The following is an 18,353-nucleotide window of genomic DNA, read 5'->3' as shown; positions in this document are numbered from 1 at the left end:
TAACAGGGGTGCCGTCACTACCGTTGCGCGTAAACGTCAGATCGGCGCGCGGTACACCGATTTATGCAACAACGCCGACATGAACGGACCTGGCTCCCGGAGCCATTGAGGAGAAAGGCCCGCGATATGCGGCTGAGGGCAGCTTCCCAAGGGGCGAAGGCGCCGCTGCAGGCCGCGGCCGGCACGGTCGAGTTTTACGCGGCACAGCAAAGCGAAGCAGACCTTGAGACACGTCGGAGCGCAGCGTTCTCCTCAGGCACCGATGATAGTGCGGACAACGACGTTTGCGACCGCAAATAACGAGAACCACAGTCTCCTCTATGGGGCGTTTGGGGCTCGAGCCCACGAGAATGGCTGGCGTAGGGATAGGGTCCGTGCGCTGCGCGATTGCGTGTCCTGTTAGACCTGTGATGCATTACAGCAGACCCACGTGTTCCTCCCTTCGCTGCGCTCATTGAGTCACTATGACGGAAAAAATCCCGCCGGGTGGCGGGACAAGTCCTCAGGAGATGATTAAGCACGGGCTAGGAAGACAGTTGGATTTGACCCCCAAATGAATCAAGGCCTCGAGACGGTCGCCAAGAAGTGGCAACTGGCGGTTATGCACGGGTTTCCAGCGAAACAAACTGTTGATCTTCCGGCCCGACATAGTTCGCACTGGGGCGGATAATCTTGTTATCGACTCGTTGCTCGATAATGTGTGCACTCCAGCCGGAAGTTCGCGAGATCACGAACAATGGTGTGAACAGGGCAGTGGGCACGCCCATCATGTGGTACGACACGGCGCTGAACCAATCAAGGTTCGAGAACATCTTTTTAGCGTCCCACATCACCGATTCGATCCGCGCGGCGATATCGAATAGCCTGGTGTCGCCCGCTTCCTTCGAGAGACTTTTTGCGACCTCCTTGATTACGCTGTTTCGGGGATCGGAGATCGTGTATACGGGATGTCCGAAGCCAATTACCACTTCTTTATTCTCAACGCGACGCTTAATGTCGGCTTCAGCTTCATCCGGCGTCTGGTAACGGGTTTGCACTTCAAATGCCGCCTCGTTCGCACCACCGTGCTTTGGACCTCGGAGCGCGCCGATTGCACCGGTGATAGCCGAGTAGATGTCAGAGCCCGTGCCGGCTACCACCCGTGCAGTGAACGTTGAGGCATTGAACTCGTGTTCGGCATACAAGTTAAGGGAAACGTGCATCGCGTCGACCCACGCCTTCGGCGGCTTTGTTCCATGCAGCAGGTGAAGGAAGTGGCCGCCAATAGAATCGTCGTCGGTTTCTACTTCGATGCGCTTGCCGTTATGCGAAAAGTGGAACCAGTAGAGCAGCATCGAGCCGAACGAGGCCATCAGACGATCGGCGATGTCTTTCGCACCCGGAATATTGTGATCGTCATTCTCCGGAAGGATCGTCCCAAGAAGCGAGGCACCGGTGCGCGTCACATCCATCGGATGTGCCGACGCTGGGATGCATTCCAATGCGGCTCTGAGATTTGCGGGCAAGCCGCGCAGCGCCTTCAGCTTTGCTTTGTATGCCTTCAATTCCGCGATGTTCGGCAACTTGCCGTGTACGAGCAAGTAGGCAATCTCCTCGAACTCGCTAGTGGTGGCAATGTCGAGAATGTCGTAGCCCCGATAATGCAAGTCATTTCCGGTTCTACCTACCGTACACAGTGCGGTGTTGCCCGCAGTGACGCCGGACAGTGCGACGGATTTCTTTGGTTTCGGAGTCGTTGGAGCAACAGATTGCGCTTCGGTCATTTGATCTCCTCGAAAACAAGTGAGCGCCCTGCGGCGCACGAGTTTGCCCACCAAGCCGCCCGCTACCGCGAAATCAGCGTTCGTCAACGACCAGCGTCGCGGTCGGGCTAACCGTTGCCGTCAACAGGACGAAACAGTAGTGCTTTCCCGATTCGTACTGGCGGACGCGCTGACCGCATCGACGTTCTTGAGATGGTTTGAAATATTGTCTTTTATTGTGGGATTTTATGCAACAGAAGATTTGCTGAGATCGTAGACATCCCCGCCCGAAAACAACGGGGGCTCTGGGCCGACTCCTCGCGGCCGACCATTGTTATGTGTAAGAAAAGCTCACCTTACGGGGAAATATTTATTGAGCGAGGAAGGGACTTCGCGCTAGTCTTCGCTTGCGTTCTGTCGGCGGGAAGCGGTCTTGCAGGCAGCAGGAAGAGAGGAGCGACCTAACGTCAGCACAAAGGACTTACATGTCAAAAATGCGTCTTTGCCCCGGTACACTCCGCCGATATTTACTGTGGATCTTCGCCATCAACGAATTTCAGGACCCTTCCACAGATATCTCCGCAGACGCGGTGTTCGCAACGCTAGAAATCTTCTAGGGCGTCGGCAGGTCGACATCCGGGTAGCGCGTCCTTCCGCCCGGACGATTCGGATCTCGACGAGGCGCTGACCTGTTAAATGGTCAGCGCCCAGTCCACTCAAAACAATAACGGATCGTCGGCGCCTGGCGGCGGGCATCGCTGACGAGCAATCAAAGCCGCCTTTCGAAGCAACTGAATGATTGGATTGCCTGATTAGCCAACGGCCCGTGCCGGCTTGTCAATACCGACGCTGATGGCTCCAATGCGCTCACTGATCTGCTCACCAGCCTGAATGACGGCGGTCACACAGCGATCCTTCTCTGCGCGTGTGAAGTGAGACTCGGCACCCGCAATGCCAATGCTTCCAAGGATGTGTCCTTCACTGTTGAAGACGGGCGCTGAGATACCGATAACCCCAGGGTTGAACTCGCCAACCGTCATCGTATAGCCTGCGGTTCGGATTTTCGCGAGCGTAGCGCGAAAGGCCGACCAGTCGGATCCCAGTCCAGCGGCCGCTATTGCAGAAGCATGCTTGGCGTGCAAACTGCGCAGCTGGTGAGGGCGCAGGTAAGGGAGGATGATCTTGGATGCGGCCCCTTGAAAGAGCGGGCGCGTCTGGCCGCGCGTGAACAGGTTCGCTGGGCTGTCATCCGTCAGCCGTTCCCGAACGCAAAGCACTGCTCCGCTAAACAACGCACACAGATGCGCCGAGTGCTTGGTTTCTGTCACCAGTTCCTTCATTACTGGCCCACCTGCGATATACAAGGGATCGCATTGCCGAATCTGCCGATCGAGTTCGACGATTCTCGGGCCGAGGATGTAGTAGCCATTGGACACTGGCGCAATTAATCCGACGTCCGCCAGCGCCTTGATGTACCGATATCCCGACGAACGAGACATCCCGTGGGACTGAATGATCGCTTCAGTCGACCAAAGGGGCGCGGCCGGTGTGAAAAGGTTCAGAATCCCGAGGGTTCGCGCCAAGCTGTTTGATGCAGCGAGAGCCGCGCCGTCCTCTATCGTGTCCACAGGCTCAACCGAGAGAGGTTTATTTTTCTTCAGCGAACGCTTGGTGTCCATGATTCGATCTTTCGGCTGGATTTGTATAAAACGATGGGGAGCCACCGCGATGTGGTCTTAGCAATTCCCGGCTTGTGAGATTTTAACATAATCTAAATGCTTAAATTTTCCGTCTGTTTCTGTCTGGCCAGCATCCGGCCCTCGAGCGTTCGCGTCCTTCTGGTCCGTGCCGCGGAGCACAGCACTCCACAGAGTTGTAAACAACCATGGCCGGGCGCCTCGCAGACTGGTAGCTGACATCGGCTCCGGATGCCGCCACGCAGCCCTTAGTGCTTGACTTTCTCCAATCATCTCCTGCTCTGCCAGCGCCTTGTACCCGGTGACAACCCCTAGTTGCATCCGTCGAGGTGTTGTATAAACTCTCAAATGACGGGATTAGTTTATGGACTACGTTTAATACATGACCATGGCCGGTCCGGGAGCCTCGAAGTGCGCATCCCAGCGCTGGCAGCGAACTATCTCGCCCCTAAAACCATGGAGGAGACAGATGAAATTCTCATCGGCAATTCAGCGGTTCGGCATGGCTAGCGCATCCGTAGCGCTCACCTTGATCGCAGGGACAGCCGTGGCGAAGGAAGTCACGATTGCCATCGTGGCCGCGAACATGGAGTACCCGTTTAACGCCGCAGAGGTGCGGGGATTTCAGGCCGAGGCGAAGGAACTCGGCGTCAAGTCCATTGTTCTCGATCCGAAAGGTAGCGTTGAGAAGCAAGGGAACGCAGTCGACGATCTCATCACGCGGAAGGTGGACGGCATCGGATCTATCCTTCTCGACTCTGTGGTAGCGAAGACATGGATCGATCGCGCAAATGAAAGCAACATCCCGTTCGTCTCTGTGGGTGTGCAGGTGGGCGATCCCGAGAAGGTTCCGCTAAAGGATGTCTATCCGAAACTGACCGCCCTGGTTACTCGCGATGACGTGGAAAGCGGTGTGATCGCGGGTCTGATGGCAGCGAAATTCCTGCCAAAGGACCGCGTCGCGCAAATCGGAATTGTCGAAGGGTCGGCTGGCGTGGCCGCCGTGAAGCAGCGTAGCCAAGGGTTCGAGGAAGGTCTGAAGAAAGCCGGCGTCAAGTACAAGATCGTTGCCTCTCAGCCGACGGACTGGACGGAAGTGAAGGGCGAAGCCGTTTGCCAGAATATCCTCACCGCTCATCCTGATGTAGACCTTTTCTTCGCCCAGTACGACGACTTGGGTCTCGGGTGCAGTCGTGCGATCCGCAATATGGGCGCTCACGCAAAAGTCGTTGCGGCTGACGGCGGTTCAAGGCGCGGCATTGATGCCATCAAAGCTGGTGAGATGTCAGGCTCCGTCTGCTCCAAGCCAGAAACGATGGGTCGGCTTTCAGCCAAGGCGCTTTACGACGCGGCTACAAACAAGAGCTCGCCAAAAGCTCAGCTGATCACATATAAGCAGGTCGGGGTGACCAAGGACAACCTATCCGAGTGTGTGCCTCAGTTCTAGAAAACGGTGCGCCCGGGGTTTGGAGACATGGTATGACGACTAGCGAGGAAGCGCCGCTCCTGAAGCTTGAGCGAGTCGCGAAGACATTTCCGAATGGGACGGTCGCCCTGCGTGGTGTAGATCTTTCCGTCGAGCGCGGAAAGGTTCATGGCTTGCTCGGTGCGAATGGCGCCGGCAAGTCCACGTTGATCAAAATTCTGTCCGGTGCCTTCGCTGCTACTGGCGGAAGAATCCTCTGGAAAGGCTCTGTAGTCGAGTGCTCTAGTCCAAAGGAAGCACTCGATATGGGTGTCGCAACGATTCATCAGCACATCCCTATCGTTCCGACGTTGTCGGTGCTCGAGAACGTTTTCCTGGGCGCGAAAGGAGGCTGGCGCCAGACTATGGCATCTCGCAAGGCATTTAGCGACCTTTGTGAGCGAGTGGGTTACTGGCTGAACCCCGACTCAAAGGTCGGTGACCTATCTATTGGCCAACGCCAGATGGTGGCAATTTTCCAGGCACTGGGAAGCGGCGCAGAACTGATTGTCATGGACGAACCTACGGCATCCCTTGCAATGGAAGAGCGCGAGGTCGTGTATCAGACGGTCCGTCGTCTCGCTGGGGTCGAAAAGAAAGCCATCCTCTTTGTTTCGCACTTCCTTGATGAAGTGATATCTCTCACGGACTGCGTCACGATCCTGCGGGATGGCGAGGCGGTCATGCGCGCGGAGACCTGCGACGTTGACGAGGCACGTATTGCAGAAGCAATTGTCGGTCGTCAAATCGTGGCAATGGTACGAGCCGAACCGAAAAAGCTTTCGGACGACGCAGAGGTGGTTCTCAATATCAAGAATCTTTGTTCTCCTGGAAAGCTTTCGCCTGTCTCTCTTGCTCTCCGGACCGGCGAGGTGCTGGGCATTGCGGGGCTGCTGGGCTCAGGAAGAACGGAACTGTTGCACGCCATTTTCGGAGCAGATCGGCACGCGACAGGCGCAGTCGAGGTCCTTGGTACTCCAATTGCGCGTTCGACGGTCGCCGCTGTAGGTGCGGGTATTGCCTTGGTGCCGGAAGATCGGATGGGGCAGGGCCTAATCCCTGGCTTCGAGGTCTGGCGCAATACAACGCTGCCGGCGCTTGGCGGTGTTTCATGGAGAAACTGCTTGCCAGTGCGCGAGATGGAAATGCAGCGTGCGAATGAGGCCATCGAGCGCCTGAAGATCAAGGCACAGTCTCCAGATGTCCTTGTCACTGAGTTGAGTGGCGGCAACGCACAAAAGGTGACCATCGCGAAGTGGTTGTTTGGGAATGTCAGGGTGCTACTCCTTGATGAGCCGACCGCGGGCATCGACATTGGCGCAAAGACCGATATCCTGCGCCTCGTGCGAGACCTCGCAGACGCCGGGATGGTGGTGATTATTGTGTCTTCCGAATTAGAAGAATTGCTTGCCGTGTCGGACCGGATTGTTGTCATGCGCGATGGCAAATGCGTTGCAGAGCGAGTGGGTCACGAGACGTCGGAACATGAGCTCGTCCTGCTCGCGGGCGGACAGGTCGCCGGTGCACTGGGTGATGATGCAGGCAATGGGTCAATGGAGCATCGTGCGCAATCCCTTTCGTAACCCATTGCCTCAATCACAACGTGAGGTTGACGATATGTATAAGGTCATTTCATCCGATAATGTGCCATCGGATTCGCGCGCAGCAACGACAAACTGGCGTCGCGTATTAGGGCTCCGCGAAATGGGCGTGTATTACGCGCTGGCCCTTGTTGTTGCCTTGCTATCTGTCGCCGCAGCATATTCTGGCGACGTGAGTTATCTGAGCTTTCAGAACCTGTCGAATGTTCTGCAGCAGTCTTCTCTAATGGCGATCATCGCGGTAGCGATGACTGTCATCCTTATCACGGGAAACTTCGATCTGTCAGTCGGATCGGTTGCTGCACTTTCGGCTGCCGTCATGGTGGGACTCGCCGACTCAATCGGATTCGTACCGGCTTGTCTGGTCGCAATGCTCGTCGCGGTCGGTGCCGGCCTGTTGAACGGGGTAATCGTTCAATATCTAGGTATTAACGCTTTTATCGTTACTCTCGGAACAATGACAGCCTTGCGTGGGGTGGTTCTGATCGTGACAGACGGTAGAACCGTTTCTGTTGACAATCCACGCGTGATCGGCGCTATGCGGGCGTTCGAGACCGGACGTTGGCCCATCGGAACTGCGCTCACAGCGATTGGCTTGCTGTTAGCTGCCGAGAGCCTCTGGATGCTTCTTAAGGCGCGTCGGAGCGGCAGAGGAGTCTCGCCAGTTTCAGTGGGCATGGGCGTCTGTGCCGTGTGCCTGCTGGCGATGGCCTGGGCCGGTGGGCGGGAACTCGCTCTTCCGAAAATCGTGATCTATATGGTTGCTTTCTCGACTGTCGTCTGGTTTGTCCTGTCGTTCACAATGGTCGGAAGGCGTGTATATGCGGTGGGTGGAAATCCTGAAGCTGCAAGGCTTTCGGGCATCAACGTCGTACGGTACAAACTTGCCGCGTTCGTTCTTTGCAGTGCGGCGGCTGGGTTCGCCGGGATCCTCTTCGGAAGCCGTCTGCGCTCTGTCAATCCAGCAGCGTTGACTGGCGCGGAGCTGACGGTCATTGCTGCAGCCATTCTTGGCGGCACCTCATTATTCGGGGGCGCAGGAAGTGTCGGAAAGACCGTCGCCGGTGCGTTGTTGCTTTTCACACTGACCAATGGATTCAACATTTTGAACCTCGGCGTGAACTATCAAGGTCTCCTCGAAGGAACGGTCGTTGTAGCAGCCGCTGCGATTTATACAGTCGGTGGAACACGTCGGCGGGGCAAGTGAGAACGAGTTTCGTGACGCGGCAAATCTGAAATTCACTTCATCCTCTTAAAGGCAAAAATCTGAATGAGCACGTGGAACATGGAATCGGCTGTCGTACCTGTGACGGGTGCAGCGTCCGGCATTGGCCTCGCTGTGTGCGAGCGGTTGCGCGCAGAAGGAGCAACTCCGCTCCTGCTCGATTGGGACGAGCAGAAGCTGCACGCAGCGGCAGAAAAGCTCTATCACGACTCGGATGGAAGCGCTCCCTATTGCTACCTGGTTGACGTCCGGAACTCACGTGCCGTCGACGAATGTTTTGCAAACATCGCGCGCACTCATGGCCCGGCGACGCATGCAGTGGCTGCCGCTGGCATTGTTAACCCGGCGGACATCTTGAGCCTCACGGATGAAAGCTGGCAGCAGGTATTGGACGTCAACCTGAATGGCGCGATGTATTTCTGTCGCGCAGCAGCGCGGCAACTGGCCGAAGCTAAACGAGGCTCCATTGTTAACATTGCATCCATCGGTGGCTTGTCGGCGAGGGAAAGTCGAGTTAGCTACGTCGCTTCGAAGGCGGCCATGATCAACATGACTCGCGCGATGGCAATTGATCTGGGTGGATTCGGCGTTCGGGTAAATGCCGTCGCACCGGGTGTCATTGATACGCCAATCCAGAATCGGAATCGTGGCACGTTTCAAAACATCGCCGAAGGCGTTGCCTTGAAGCGCATCGGTACACCAGAAGAAGTTGCGAACGTCACGCTCTTCCTCCTTTCGGACTTTGCAAGCTATGTCACCGGCACAACCGTCGTCGTTGACGGCGGGATGACGGCGAGCTACCGCTGAAGGTAAAAGAATGAACGAAACGCTCGTCGAAATCCAGCAACCCGCGCCTGGTGTCTCTTTGATAACCATCAATCGACCAGAACGCCGTAATGCGCTCAACTTCGAAATCAAGCAGCTGTTGGCTGATGCTATCGAGGCCCTCGACAGGGACACTCAGGTTCGCGTAATCGTTATTGCGGGCGCCGGATCTTCGTTTGTTGCGGGCAGTGACGTTGCTGAAATGCAAGCACTGACACCAATCGAACACACCTTGAGGGCTACCGACAGGATGTTCCAAGCGGTTCGGCGGTGCAGCAAGCCGGTAATTGCCGCGGTCGAAAGCTATGCGCTCGGCGGTGGATGCGAACTTGCCCTAAGTTGCGACATCATTATCGCCGGTGAAAGCGCGCAGTTCGCTCAACCTGAGGTTCGGCTCGGGGTGATGCCTGGCGCGGGCGCCACCCAGCACATGGTGAGAACGATCGGGAAGTATCAAACGCTACGTCTTTTGCTCACTGGGGAAAGAATCGATGCCCGCACGGCTTACGCCTTAGGCCTCGTGTCCGAACTGTCGCCGGACGGGAGCGTACTCAAGCGTTCGCTCGAAGTCGCCAGCACGATCGCGGAAATGCCTACCCTCGCTGTGCGTGCAATTAAGGAAGTTGTGCACGTCGGAGCCGACGCTCCAATCGAGACGGCAATGATGCTTGAACGAAGAGCCTTCCAGGTGTTGTTCGACTCTGCAGATCAGAAAGAGGGCATGACAGCGTTTCTGGACAAAAGAACCCCTAGCTTCCAGGGACGATGAACGGTGGCAGCCGCGCCTTACGCGACATTGCTCGAAACTGAACCATCTTGTACAGCGAATAAATTCAATGGAATCCAAAGATCTTTCACACGAGTTCGCATCCTACATATCGGCCTGCCGTTTCGAAGATCTTCCGGCTGATGCGATTGAGGCGGCGAAGAAGAGCATTCTTGATGTGCTGGGTGTGTGTCTGGCGGCTAGCGGATCCGTTCCAGCGATTCAAAGCGTCGTCGAGATTGTCCGCGAGAGTGGAGGGCAGCCGGAGTGCAGCATTCTGGGCTTCGGCGACCGCGCTCCTCCGCTTATGGCTGCTTTTGCAAACGGAGCTATGGCGCACTGTCTGGACTTTGATGATATGGGACCAGATGGCAATCACTCGAGCAGCTACCTCATCCCGGCAGTGTTTGCTGCGGCTGAGCATGTCGGTGGTATCAGCGGGAAGCAGCTGATCAGCGCGGTTGCCATCGGTCAGGATCTGTTTTTCCGGACGCGTCGCAGCCTTCAACAGCGTTTGGACTGGCTCGTCACCACAGTGCTGGGCGTCTTCTCCGCCACGGCGGCCGTGGCGTACGTACTTCGCCTGAACAAAGAGCAGGTCGCGAATGCTCTAGGCATTGCAAGCCTCGGCTCGTGCGGCACCCTTGAGATGCGCTTTGGCACGAACAGCGATCTGGGAGAATTGTACGCAGGGTTCGTAGCCAAAAGCGCGGTTCTTTCAGCATGGCTTGCTCAGAAAGGTGTGACGGGGACACAGAGTGTCTTCGAAGGGAAAGCCGGGGTGATGAACGTCTACTTTCAAGGCGAATATGATCGCGCCAGAATACTGAATGGGCTGGGCAGCCGCTTCGAGGGTAGCACGATTCAATACAAGCCCTGGCCGACGTGCGGCATCTCGCATACATATATCCATGCCACGCTAGAGCTCATCCGAAAGCATGAACTAAAAGCGGGCGACATTGCGGAGATTCGCCCGTATGTGGGCGATTTCGCACAACAAATGTCGTACCCACTGGAGGCACGACGCCGTCCAGCCTCTGCGATGGATGCACGCTTTAGCATTCCGTTTTGCCTTGCCGCGGCCGCGGTGTATGGCGAAATGAGAATTCGACAATTTACGGCGGACGGGCTTCGGGACGAGGCGGTGCTGGCAGCGGCCCAGAAAGTTGTTCCGGTAGATGACCCCGGCTTCGACTGGAAGGGCGACATGCCTAACGCGCGCGTGGATATCGTAACCAAGAGCGGCGCGATTCTGACCGGTTCTGGAGAGGGGACGCCGGGCGGGAAAGACAGACCGATGGACTGGGACCTCATTGGGAGAAAATTTTCTGAATGTGCATCGTTGGCGGCGAATCCGATTTCCGCCGCTGTGAGTAAGCGTGCAGTGGAAATGGCCAAGTCGCTTGATCAGATGGATGATTCAACCGAGTTGATAAAGGCACTTGCCTGAAAAAGCACAATGTATCTCCGCCAGGAATGTGGAGAGAGAATGCAGGGCTAAATCAGTACATGGCAATTGCTTCGCTTGCGATGTGGACATAGGTCCTTGACGTCGCGGTTAAAAACGCTGTCGTCAAGACGATTGAAGTGTTGTGATGGCAGTAAAACTTTGCCCAGTCTGATGGGTGGTTTAATTAAATGAGTTCATGTCAAAAAAATAGGACTGCTATGAAAATTCGGCGCGTTGAGACTAAATTGGCTCTGGCAAGTATTGCAGTTGGCGTATGTTCGTCAGCTGCAGCACAATCTAGCGTTACTCTCTATGGCATTGTTGACACCGGCTTCAGCTACCAGAGCAGCCAGACCAGCCTTGGATCGACGTCCGGGGGACGCTCAGCCGTCAAGATGTCAAATGGCGTATGGAACGGAAGCCGATTTGGTTTGAAGGGCGCAGAAGACCTGGGCGGTGGCACAAAGGCCATCTTCACTCTGGAAGAAGGATTCAATAGTGCAACAGGTGCTCTCGCGACAAACGGCCTGATGTTCTCCCGCCAGGTGTTTGTCGGGGTGACCAATCAAACATACGGGTCACTGACCGCAGGCCGTCAGTACCAGTCATACTATCAGTTGATGTTCCCGTTCGGCCCGACGCAATTTTTGTCGGGATTTTCCGGCGCTCACCCGGGGGACGTTGATGGGCTAGATACAGGGTATCGCACGAATAACACGCTCCTGTACATGTCACCGCAACTATACGGTATCACGGTCAGCGGCTCGTACTCTTTGGGCGGTGTACCGGGCAGCATTAACCGCGGTTCGACCTGGAGTGCGGCGGTGCAGTACATGCAAGGGCCCATCGGATTCGGCGTCGGTATCTCGAGGATCAACAACTCCACATTGGGAGGCGGTCCATTCGGCGCCGACTCGACTACCTCCAATGCCGGTGCGCAAGCGGGCGTATCTGCGTTGACGAACGGCTATCAGACTGCACAGGGCCAGCAACGCTTCGCGGTCGGTGCAAGCTATGCGTTTGGCAGCACGTTTGACGTCAGAGCGGTCTACACCAACGTCCAATACATCCCGGGCATAGGGTCTCGCTATCACGATGAGGCTATCTTCAATACGGGAGGGCTGGCGCTGCATTGGAAGCCGACCGTCGCTTGGGATCTTGCTGCAGGTTACAGCTACACCCGCGCGACAAAAGCGAACGGCATTGCAGACAGCGCTCAGTATCAGCAAGTTAGTCTCGGCGAATACTATGCGCTTTCCAAGCGCACTGGACTCTACGCACTGCAGGCGTTCACGCGTGCAAACGGGAAGACCCTTGGAACGAACGGGGCGGGCAATGTGATCGACGCAACTGCGACGATCGGGGACGGCTTCAACTCAACGCCGTCGTCCTCACGCAGCATGTTCGCCGGGATCGTTGGAATCGTTCACCGCTTTTAAGCTCCGTGCATACCTGACCAGGACGAACTCGTAAACCCAGAAATGGGGCCGAGTTCGCTCGCATGCTTCGCCGTCTCACAGAGACAGCGGGGCGAGATCATCGTAGTTACAGCCCATATGCGGCGCTGGTCGTGACGCGACCGCTCCCGCGTTCCAGACGCCGCGCATCCCCCAACTGCTGGAAATCCCCTGGTGTAACGTCAATCCAAAATGTAATAAAATCTCGTATTATGAGAGTAAATTAAGCGTCACGCGGTCGTACATGAGCCGATGCGACCTGCCTACCGCACTTGTTGCGCGTACCGCTTGCGCTTTCCACCAGATCCATCGAGGGTCCAGCGGCGACTAATTCGTGGGCCTAGCTCAACAGTCAAGGAGATGAAAATGGTTGCAACCCAGCATAAGCGCTTCACCGATAAGGTCGCATTCGTAACCGGGGCGGGTAGCGGGATCGGGCGCGCCACGGCACTCGCTTTCGCTCGTGAGGGTGCGAACCTGGTGCTCGCGGATATTTCGGAAGAGTCGAATCGGGCCACTGCGGGACTGGTCGAGGAAGCTGGCGCGCGTGCAATCGCCGTACGCTGCGACGTGGCTGATGGGGGCGATGTTAAGTCTGCGCTGGCGAAGGGAATGGAGGCGTTCGGAGGCCTCGACATCGCCTTCAACAATGCGGGAATCGAACACCAGGTTAAAAAACTGAATGAAACGCCTGAAGAGGAGTGGGATCGCGTAATTCGGGTGAATCTCCGCAGTGTCTATATCTGCATGAAGTATCAGGTCGAGCTGATGCTTCGAAACGGCAAGGGCGGTGTCATCGTCAACACGTCGTCGACTGCAGGCTTCATGGCCATCCAGGGGCAGGGTGCCTACTGTGCATCGAAGTTCGGTGTTACCGCCATCAGCAAGGTCGCCGCGCTTGAATACGCTAAATCGAATATTCGTGTAAATGCGCTGTGCCCGGGCATCACCGACACAGCAATGATGTCGCGCATTACCGGAGATACGCCCCAAGGAATTGCCCGTGTTGTCGCCCAAGAGCCTATTGGACGGATGGGTAAGCCTGAAGAAATTGCTGCAGCCGTGTTGTTCCTGTGCTCGGACGACTCGTTGTTCACCACAGGTCATGCCATGGTCGTCGATGGAGGCCAGTCGACAGGTATCTGAAATACGGCCAGCCACTAAGCGCCGCAGCATAGGGCGAAGGGAGTCGCGTTAGCCGGACTCGGTCGTCGGACAAACTGTTTTTGGGGACGAGTACCATGCCAAACTACCATCCAACTCTGTGGGTCGATGATTTTGCATTTCTCGAAGCACCTCGTTGGCACCAGAATCGACTGTGGGTTTCCGATGTGTTCGATAAGAAGCTATACACAGTTCAGTCGGATGGAACGCGTACGCACTTGTGTGACGTGCCGCATCGACCGGCCGGCATCGGCTTTTTGCCAGACGGGACGCCCATTGTCGTTTCGATGCAGGATCGCAAGCTTCTGAAATTGGTGGATGGCGCGCCAATGGTGCATGGGGACTTGTCAGGCATCGCCGCGGGAGATTTGAATGACCTGGTGGTTGACGAGCGAGGCTGGGTCTACACCGGAAATTTTGGTTACGATCATCATGGCGGAGCGCCCAGCAAGCCGACCGATATGCATGTCGTTGACCCCAACGGGGGCATTCACGTAGCCGCGAGCGGTGTCGAGTTCCCGAACGGTATGGTGATTATTAACGACGGCCGTACCCTGGTAGTTGCTGAGACGTGGGTGTCGCGACTCACAGCGTTTGATCGTAGCCCAGATGGCACCCTGTCTAACGCGCGGTTATACGCTGATCTGGGCAACCGGCAGCCGGACGGCATCTGTGCTGACGCGGAAAACGCGATCTGGGCGGCAAGCTTTAACACAGGTGAGTTTGTGCGGGTCCTGGACGGCGGCGAGGTGACGGACCGGATTACCTGCGGACCCCACGCGATCGCATGTGTCCTCGGCGGCACGGACGGAAAAACGCTTTTCTGCAGTGCCTATACCGGATCCATTGACGACATGGGCGCGGGCAAGCGCCTTGGAGCACTATTTCAGGTCGAAGTAGATGTACCCGGGATAGGCTTCTCGCGTGGACGATGATGCGATCAACCACCGGAGCGCAATCATGAAAGCCAAGGTGGCCGTTATCGGCACGCTCAAAGTCCTGCCGGAGCAAGTACAAAACCTGATGCCGCACCTGAGAACCTTGGTTGAAGCATCGCGACTGCATGAGGGATGCATTGCATATGACGTGGCGGAGGACTGCTTCGAAGCGGGTGTAGTCCGAGTGTCTGAACTCTGGGACGACCGAAAATGCCTTGAACGACATATCGAGCACCCGGACGTCCCACCATGGCATGCTGCTTTGCGCAAATTCGACGTACTTGATAGCAAGTACGTCGTCCTGGACGTCTCCGGAGTGACCGTCATATAAGGGAACGCACTTCCCGATTGAAACAAATTCCATTGCGGGAACATGGAGGCGCCGCATGAGGGCGAGCAACCCAGCACAAATTCCTGAAAGGTTCGGTGGCTTCATCTCGGACGCCGACTTTCAAGTCTTGGAGGACGCGTTGGCGGCTCTCTTGCGAGAGCGAACGTGTGCAATGCGCATAGCTGCAAAGGTCGCTAATGCGACCGGTCAACAGGATCCGCAAGTGGAAGACTTCGGTTTGCCCGATATTCTAAGGCTAAGTCGAGCCGTTTCCTGTCGAGAGCTTTGTCTCTGTCGTTGTAATGGACTGTGAGAATGGGCGCCCGGACCGTGCTTCAATACAATGTATCAGAGAAGAGAAATCTATATGAAAGTACTTGTAGCAGTAAAAAGAGTGGTTGATTACAACGTGAAGGTCCGCGTGAAGACGGACAATACGGGCGTCGATCTCGCGAATGTGAAGATGTCGATGAATCCGTTCGACGAAATCGCCGTCGAAGAAGCCGTGCGTCTGAAGGAAGCAGGCGTGGCGACGGAAGTGATCGTCGTGTCGGCGGGCGTGACGCAATGCCAGGAAACGCTGCGCACGGCGCTGGCGATCGGCGCGGATCGCGCGATACTGATTGAATCGAATGAAGACCTGCAGCCGCTGGCCGTGGCCAAGCTGCTGAAGGCGCTGGTCGACAAGGAACAGCCTTCGCTCGTCATATTGGGCAAGCAGGCGATCGATGACGATTCGAACCAGACCGGTCAGATGCTGGCTGCTTTGGCTGATTTGCCCCAAGCGACGTTTGCATCGAAGGTTGTGGTTGCGGATGGCAAGGCAACCGTGTCACGCGAAGTCGATGGCGGCGCGGAAACGCTGTCGCTCACGCTGCCAGCAGTCGTGACGACAGATCTGCGCCTGAACGAGCCGCGCTATGTGACGCTGCCGAACATCATGAAGGCGAAGAAGAAGCCGCTCGAAACCGCGAAGCCGGAAGACCTTGGCGTCGATGTGACGCCGCGTCTGAAGACCCTGAAGGTCAGCGAACCGCCGAAGCGTAGCGCCGGCGTGAAGGTGCCTGACGTGAAGACGCTGGTCGACAAGCTCAAGACCGAAGCCAAGGTGCTTTGATCGCGGACGGATCAAGGAATAGCGGAGACTTATCAAATGACGATTCTGGTAATTGCTGAACATGACAACGCGTCGATCAAGGCGGCGACGCTGAACACTGTGGCTGCTGCGCAGAAGATCGGTGGCGACATTCATGTGCTGGTGGCGGGCCACAACGCACAGGCCGCTGCCAATGCTGCTGCAAAAATCGCAGGGGTGGCAAAGGTGCTGCTCGCAGATGCGCCGCAATTGGCCGAAGGCCTCGCGGAGAACGTCGAAGCGACGGTGCTGCACATCGCGAAGAACTACTCGCACATCCTTGCACCCGCAACGGCCTACGGCAAGAACATCGCGCCGCGCATCGCTGCGAAACTCGACGTTGCACAGATCAGCGACATCACGGCAGTCGATAGCGCCGATACGTTCGAGCGCCCGATCTACGCGGGCAATGCGATTGCCGTCGTGCAATCCGCCGATCCGGTCAAAGTCATCACGGTGCGTGCGACGGGCTTCGACCCGGTGGCAGCAGAAGGCAGCAGCGCCTCTGTCGAGAAGATCGATGCAACAGCCGATGCCGGCATCTCGCAGTTCGTGAGCCGTGAGGTGACGAAGCTGGACCGTCCGGAACTGACGTCGGCGAACATCATCGTGTCGGGCGGCCGTGGATTGGGCAGCGGCGAGAACTACACGAAGGTTCTCGAGCCTTTGGCCGACAAGCTCGGCGCAGCCATGGGCGCGTCGCGTGCAGCCGTCGATGCGGGCTACGTGCCGAACGACTATCAGGTCGGTCAGACGGGCAAGATCGTCGCGCCGCAGCTCTATATCGCGGTCGGCATTTCGGGTGCGATCCAGCACTTGGCGGGCATGAAGGACTCGAAGGTCATCGTCGCGATCAACAAGGACGAAGAAGCGCCGATCTTCAGCGTCGCGGACTTCGGCGTGGTGCAAGACCTTTTCTCCGCTATCCCCGAGTTTGTCAACGAACTTTCGTAATCAAGAATCAGCGAAATCGCAGCCCATGAGGTGTTGCGATTTCGCTGCCAGATGCCCGAGCAAAGATCTCAGACCTTCACGGTACTTTGCAGAATGGTCTTCGTGACGAGATAGGCATCAAGGCTCGTCGGGCCACCCTCGCGTCCAATACCGGTCTCTTTGACACCACCGAACGGGGTATCCGCGTCGGGCGTGTCGAAGTGGTTGATGGATAGAACCCCGCATTCCAGTCGTCGCCCAATCTGTTCCGCTTCCTCGAGCGAGTTGGTGAAGGCATATGCCGCCAGGCCCACGGGAAGGCTATTTGCGATGGAAATGGCCTTATCAAGGCTCTCAGCCGCGACGCAGGCGGCAACGGGACTGAAGGGCTCGATAGTCATGACGTCCGCATCGAGCGGCACGTCGGTAAGGAGTGTAGGTGCGAAGAAATAGCCTTGTTCGCCCAGTCTCTGCCCTCCAGCCGCAACAGTCGCTCCCCGATTTCTCGCATCGTCGACCAAAGCCTGCGCCGCAGCCAACCGTCGTACATTCGCAACCGGCCCCATCTCGACCCCGCGCTCCAAACCGTCACCGACGCGCAGTTCATTTAGAGTCTCGGCGAATGAGGACACAAAGTCGGCGTAGGAATTGCGATGCACGATAAATCGGGAGGGTGATGCACAAATCTGCCCGGCGGCTCGCGTTTTCGCCAGTGCTGAGATCCTGCCGACTTCGGTCGCGTTTACGTCTGCGCCAACCAGCACCGGTGCATGTCCCCCCAATTCCATCAAGACCGGTTTCATCTCGCGGGCAGCGAGTTGAGTAAGATGTTTTCCGACGTGAACGGAGCCCGTGAACGTCACCATGCGAATCACAGGAGAAGCAATAAGTGTCGAAGAGATATGCGCTGGATCGCCGAGTACCAGGTTAAGAACGCCGGGAGGTAAGCCTGCCTCCTCAAAGCATCTCACAAGCTCGCACGCGGTCCCCGGCGTTTCCTCTGCCGGCTTAAGGACGACGGAACAACCGGCCGCCAGAGCTGCGCTGGTCTTGCGGGCAGCTGAGCTCATGGGGACGTTCCAGGGCGTGACTGCGAATACAGGGCCGATAGGCTGTCGGATGATGAACTTCTGCATCTGCGGCGCGCCAGGTACAATCATTCCGTAAGCGCGCAGTGCCTGGCCCATCTCCCACTCAAAGAAATTCATCGAACGATCGATTTCGGCCCGCGCATGGTCGAAAGGTTTGCCGTTCTCAAGTGAAAGGATCGTTGCAATCGCGTCTATGCGCTCTCGAGCGAGTTTCACTGCTTTTTGAATAATCGCCACACGCTGCTGCGGAGGGGTATCCCGCCAGATGACAAATCCTTTCTCAGCGGCTTTCAGCGCGCACTGCAGATCGGCGTCCGAAGCTTTAGGCACGCGTGCCAGTTTACGCTCGTTGCTCGGGTTGATGACGTCGGCATAGGATTCGCGATCGTAGATCCATTCACCATTCAGGAACAAGCCGATTTTTGGGTAATCTTTTTCGGTTCCCACGGTTGGGGAATTTTCTGTCTGCTTCGTCATTTAAGATACCTCCTTGATACGCTGAAACCACCCACGTAGCCGATTGTGTCATGCGT

At 56.8% G+C, this 18,353-nt stretch carries 15 protein-coding genes; 12 read left to right on the top strand and 3 right to left on the bottom strand.

Features of this window, described 5'->3' with window-relative positions; translation table 11 throughout:
• Positions 1-599: 599 nt before the first annotated feature.
• A complete protein-coding gene (gene prpC / locus SB822_RS34370; protein WP_410856678.1) occupies positions 600-1,763 on the bottom strand; it encodes a 2-methylcitrate synthase in 1,164 nt (387 codons plus the stop codon).
• A 791-nt stretch (positions 1,764-2,554) separates the two neighbouring features.
• Positions 2,555-3,421: an IclR family transcriptional regulator gene (locus tag SB822_RS34365; protein ID WP_410856677.1), complete on the bottom strand. Its 867-nt coding sequence runs from the start codon at positions 3,419-3,421 to the stop codon at positions 2,555-2,557.
• Positions 3,422-3,908: 487 nt separating this feature from the next.
• Here SB822_RS34365 and SB822_RS34360 point away from each other — a divergent pair, with 487 nt between their 5' ends.
• From SB822_RS34360 to SB822_RS34305, 12 genes are all read left to right on the top strand, one after another.
• A complete protein-coding gene (locus SB822_RS34360) occupies positions 3,909-4,886 on the top strand; it encodes a sugar ABC transporter substrate-binding protein (protein ID WP_410856676.1) in 978 nt (325 codons plus the stop codon).
• Between the two features lie 32 nt (positions 4,887-4,918).
• Positions 4,919-6,487, top strand: coding sequence for a sugar ABC transporter ATP-binding protein (locus SB822_RS34355; RefSeq protein WP_410856675.1), 1,569 nt, complete (start codon positions 4,919-4,921; stop codon positions 6,485-6,487).
• Entirely contained in the window at positions 6,390-7,712 is a 1,323-nt protein-coding gene (locus tag SB822_RS34350; RefSeq protein ID WP_410856674.1) for an ABC transporter permease, read from the top strand. Before SB822_RS34355 ends, SB822_RS34350 begins: the two co-directional genes overlap by 98 nt.
• A gap of 63 nt (positions 7,713-7,775) precedes the next feature.
• Positions 7,776-8,537, top strand: coding sequence for an SDR family NAD(P)-dependent oxidoreductase (locus tag SB822_RS34345; RefSeq protein ID WP_410856673.1), 762 nt, complete (start codon positions 7,776-7,778; stop codon positions 8,535-8,537).
• A gap of 10 nt (positions 8,538-8,547) precedes the next feature.
• Complete coding sequence (locus SB822_RS34340) at positions 8,548-9,324, top strand: enoyl-CoA hydratase-related protein (protein WP_410856672.1); 777 nt, start codon at positions 8,548-8,550, stop codon at positions 9,322-9,324.
• 67 nt (positions 9,325-9,391) lie between these two features.
• On the top strand, positions 9,392-10,771 hold the full coding sequence (locus tag SB822_RS34335) for an MmgE/PrpD family protein (protein ID WP_410856671.1): 1,380 nt from the start codon (positions 9,392-9,394) through the stop codon (positions 10,769-10,771).
• Between the two features lie 218 nt (positions 10,772-10,989).
• Positions 10,990-12,210, top strand: coding sequence for a porin (locus SB822_RS34330; RefSeq protein ID WP_410856670.1), 1,221 nt, complete (start codon positions 10,990-10,992; stop codon positions 12,208-12,210).
• Positions 12,211-12,594: 384 nt separating this feature from the next.
• The gene (locus tag SB822_RS34325) at positions 12,595-13,374 is read left to right on the top strand and encodes an SDR family NAD(P)-dependent oxidoreductase (protein ID WP_410856669.1); all 780 of its coding nucleotides are present in this window, start codon (positions 12,595-12,597) and stop codon (positions 13,372-13,374) included.
• 95 nt (positions 13,375-13,469) lie between these two features.
• On the top strand, positions 13,470-14,327 hold the full coding sequence (locus SB822_RS34320; RefSeq protein ID WP_410856668.1) for an SMP-30/gluconolactonase/LRE family protein: 858 nt from the start codon (positions 13,470-13,472) through the stop codon (positions 14,325-14,327).
• Between the two features lie 25 nt (positions 14,328-14,352).
• Positions 14,353-14,661, top strand: a complete 309-nt coding sequence (locus SB822_RS34315; protein ID WP_410856667.1) for a putative quinol monooxygenase — start codon at positions 14,353-14,355, stop codon at positions 14,659-14,661.
• A gap of 367 nt (positions 14,662-15,028) precedes the next feature.
• Entirely contained in the window at positions 15,029-15,778 is a 750-nt protein-coding gene (locus SB822_RS34310; protein ID WP_410856666.1) for an electron transfer flavoprotein subunit beta/FixA family protein, read from the top strand.
• A gap of 36 nt (positions 15,779-15,814) precedes the next feature.
• Complete coding sequence (locus SB822_RS34305) at positions 15,815-16,750, top strand: electron transfer flavoprotein subunit alpha/FixB family protein (protein WP_410856665.1); 936 nt, start codon at positions 15,815-15,817, stop codon at positions 16,748-16,750.
• A gap of 68 nt (positions 16,751-16,818) precedes the next feature.
• Here SB822_RS34305 and SB822_RS34300 read toward each other — a convergent pair whose 3' ends face one another.
• The gene (locus SB822_RS34300; protein ID WP_410856664.1) at positions 16,819-18,297 is read right to left on the bottom strand and encodes an NAD-dependent succinate-semialdehyde dehydrogenase; all 1,479 of its coding nucleotides are present in this window, start codon (positions 18,295-18,297) and stop codon (positions 16,819-16,821) included.
• Positions 18,298-18,353 lie beyond the last annotated feature (56 nt).

It is taken from the genome of Paraburkholderia sp. SIMBA_054 (genome assembly GCF_046534875.1).
Taxonomy (GTDB): domain Bacteria; phylum Pseudomonadota; class Gammaproteobacteria; order Burkholderiales; family Burkholderiaceae; genus Paraburkholderia; species Paraburkholderia hospita.
The sequence above is the reverse complement of the archived record's forward strand: the minus strand, read 5'-3'. Positions and strand labels throughout refer to the sequence as shown.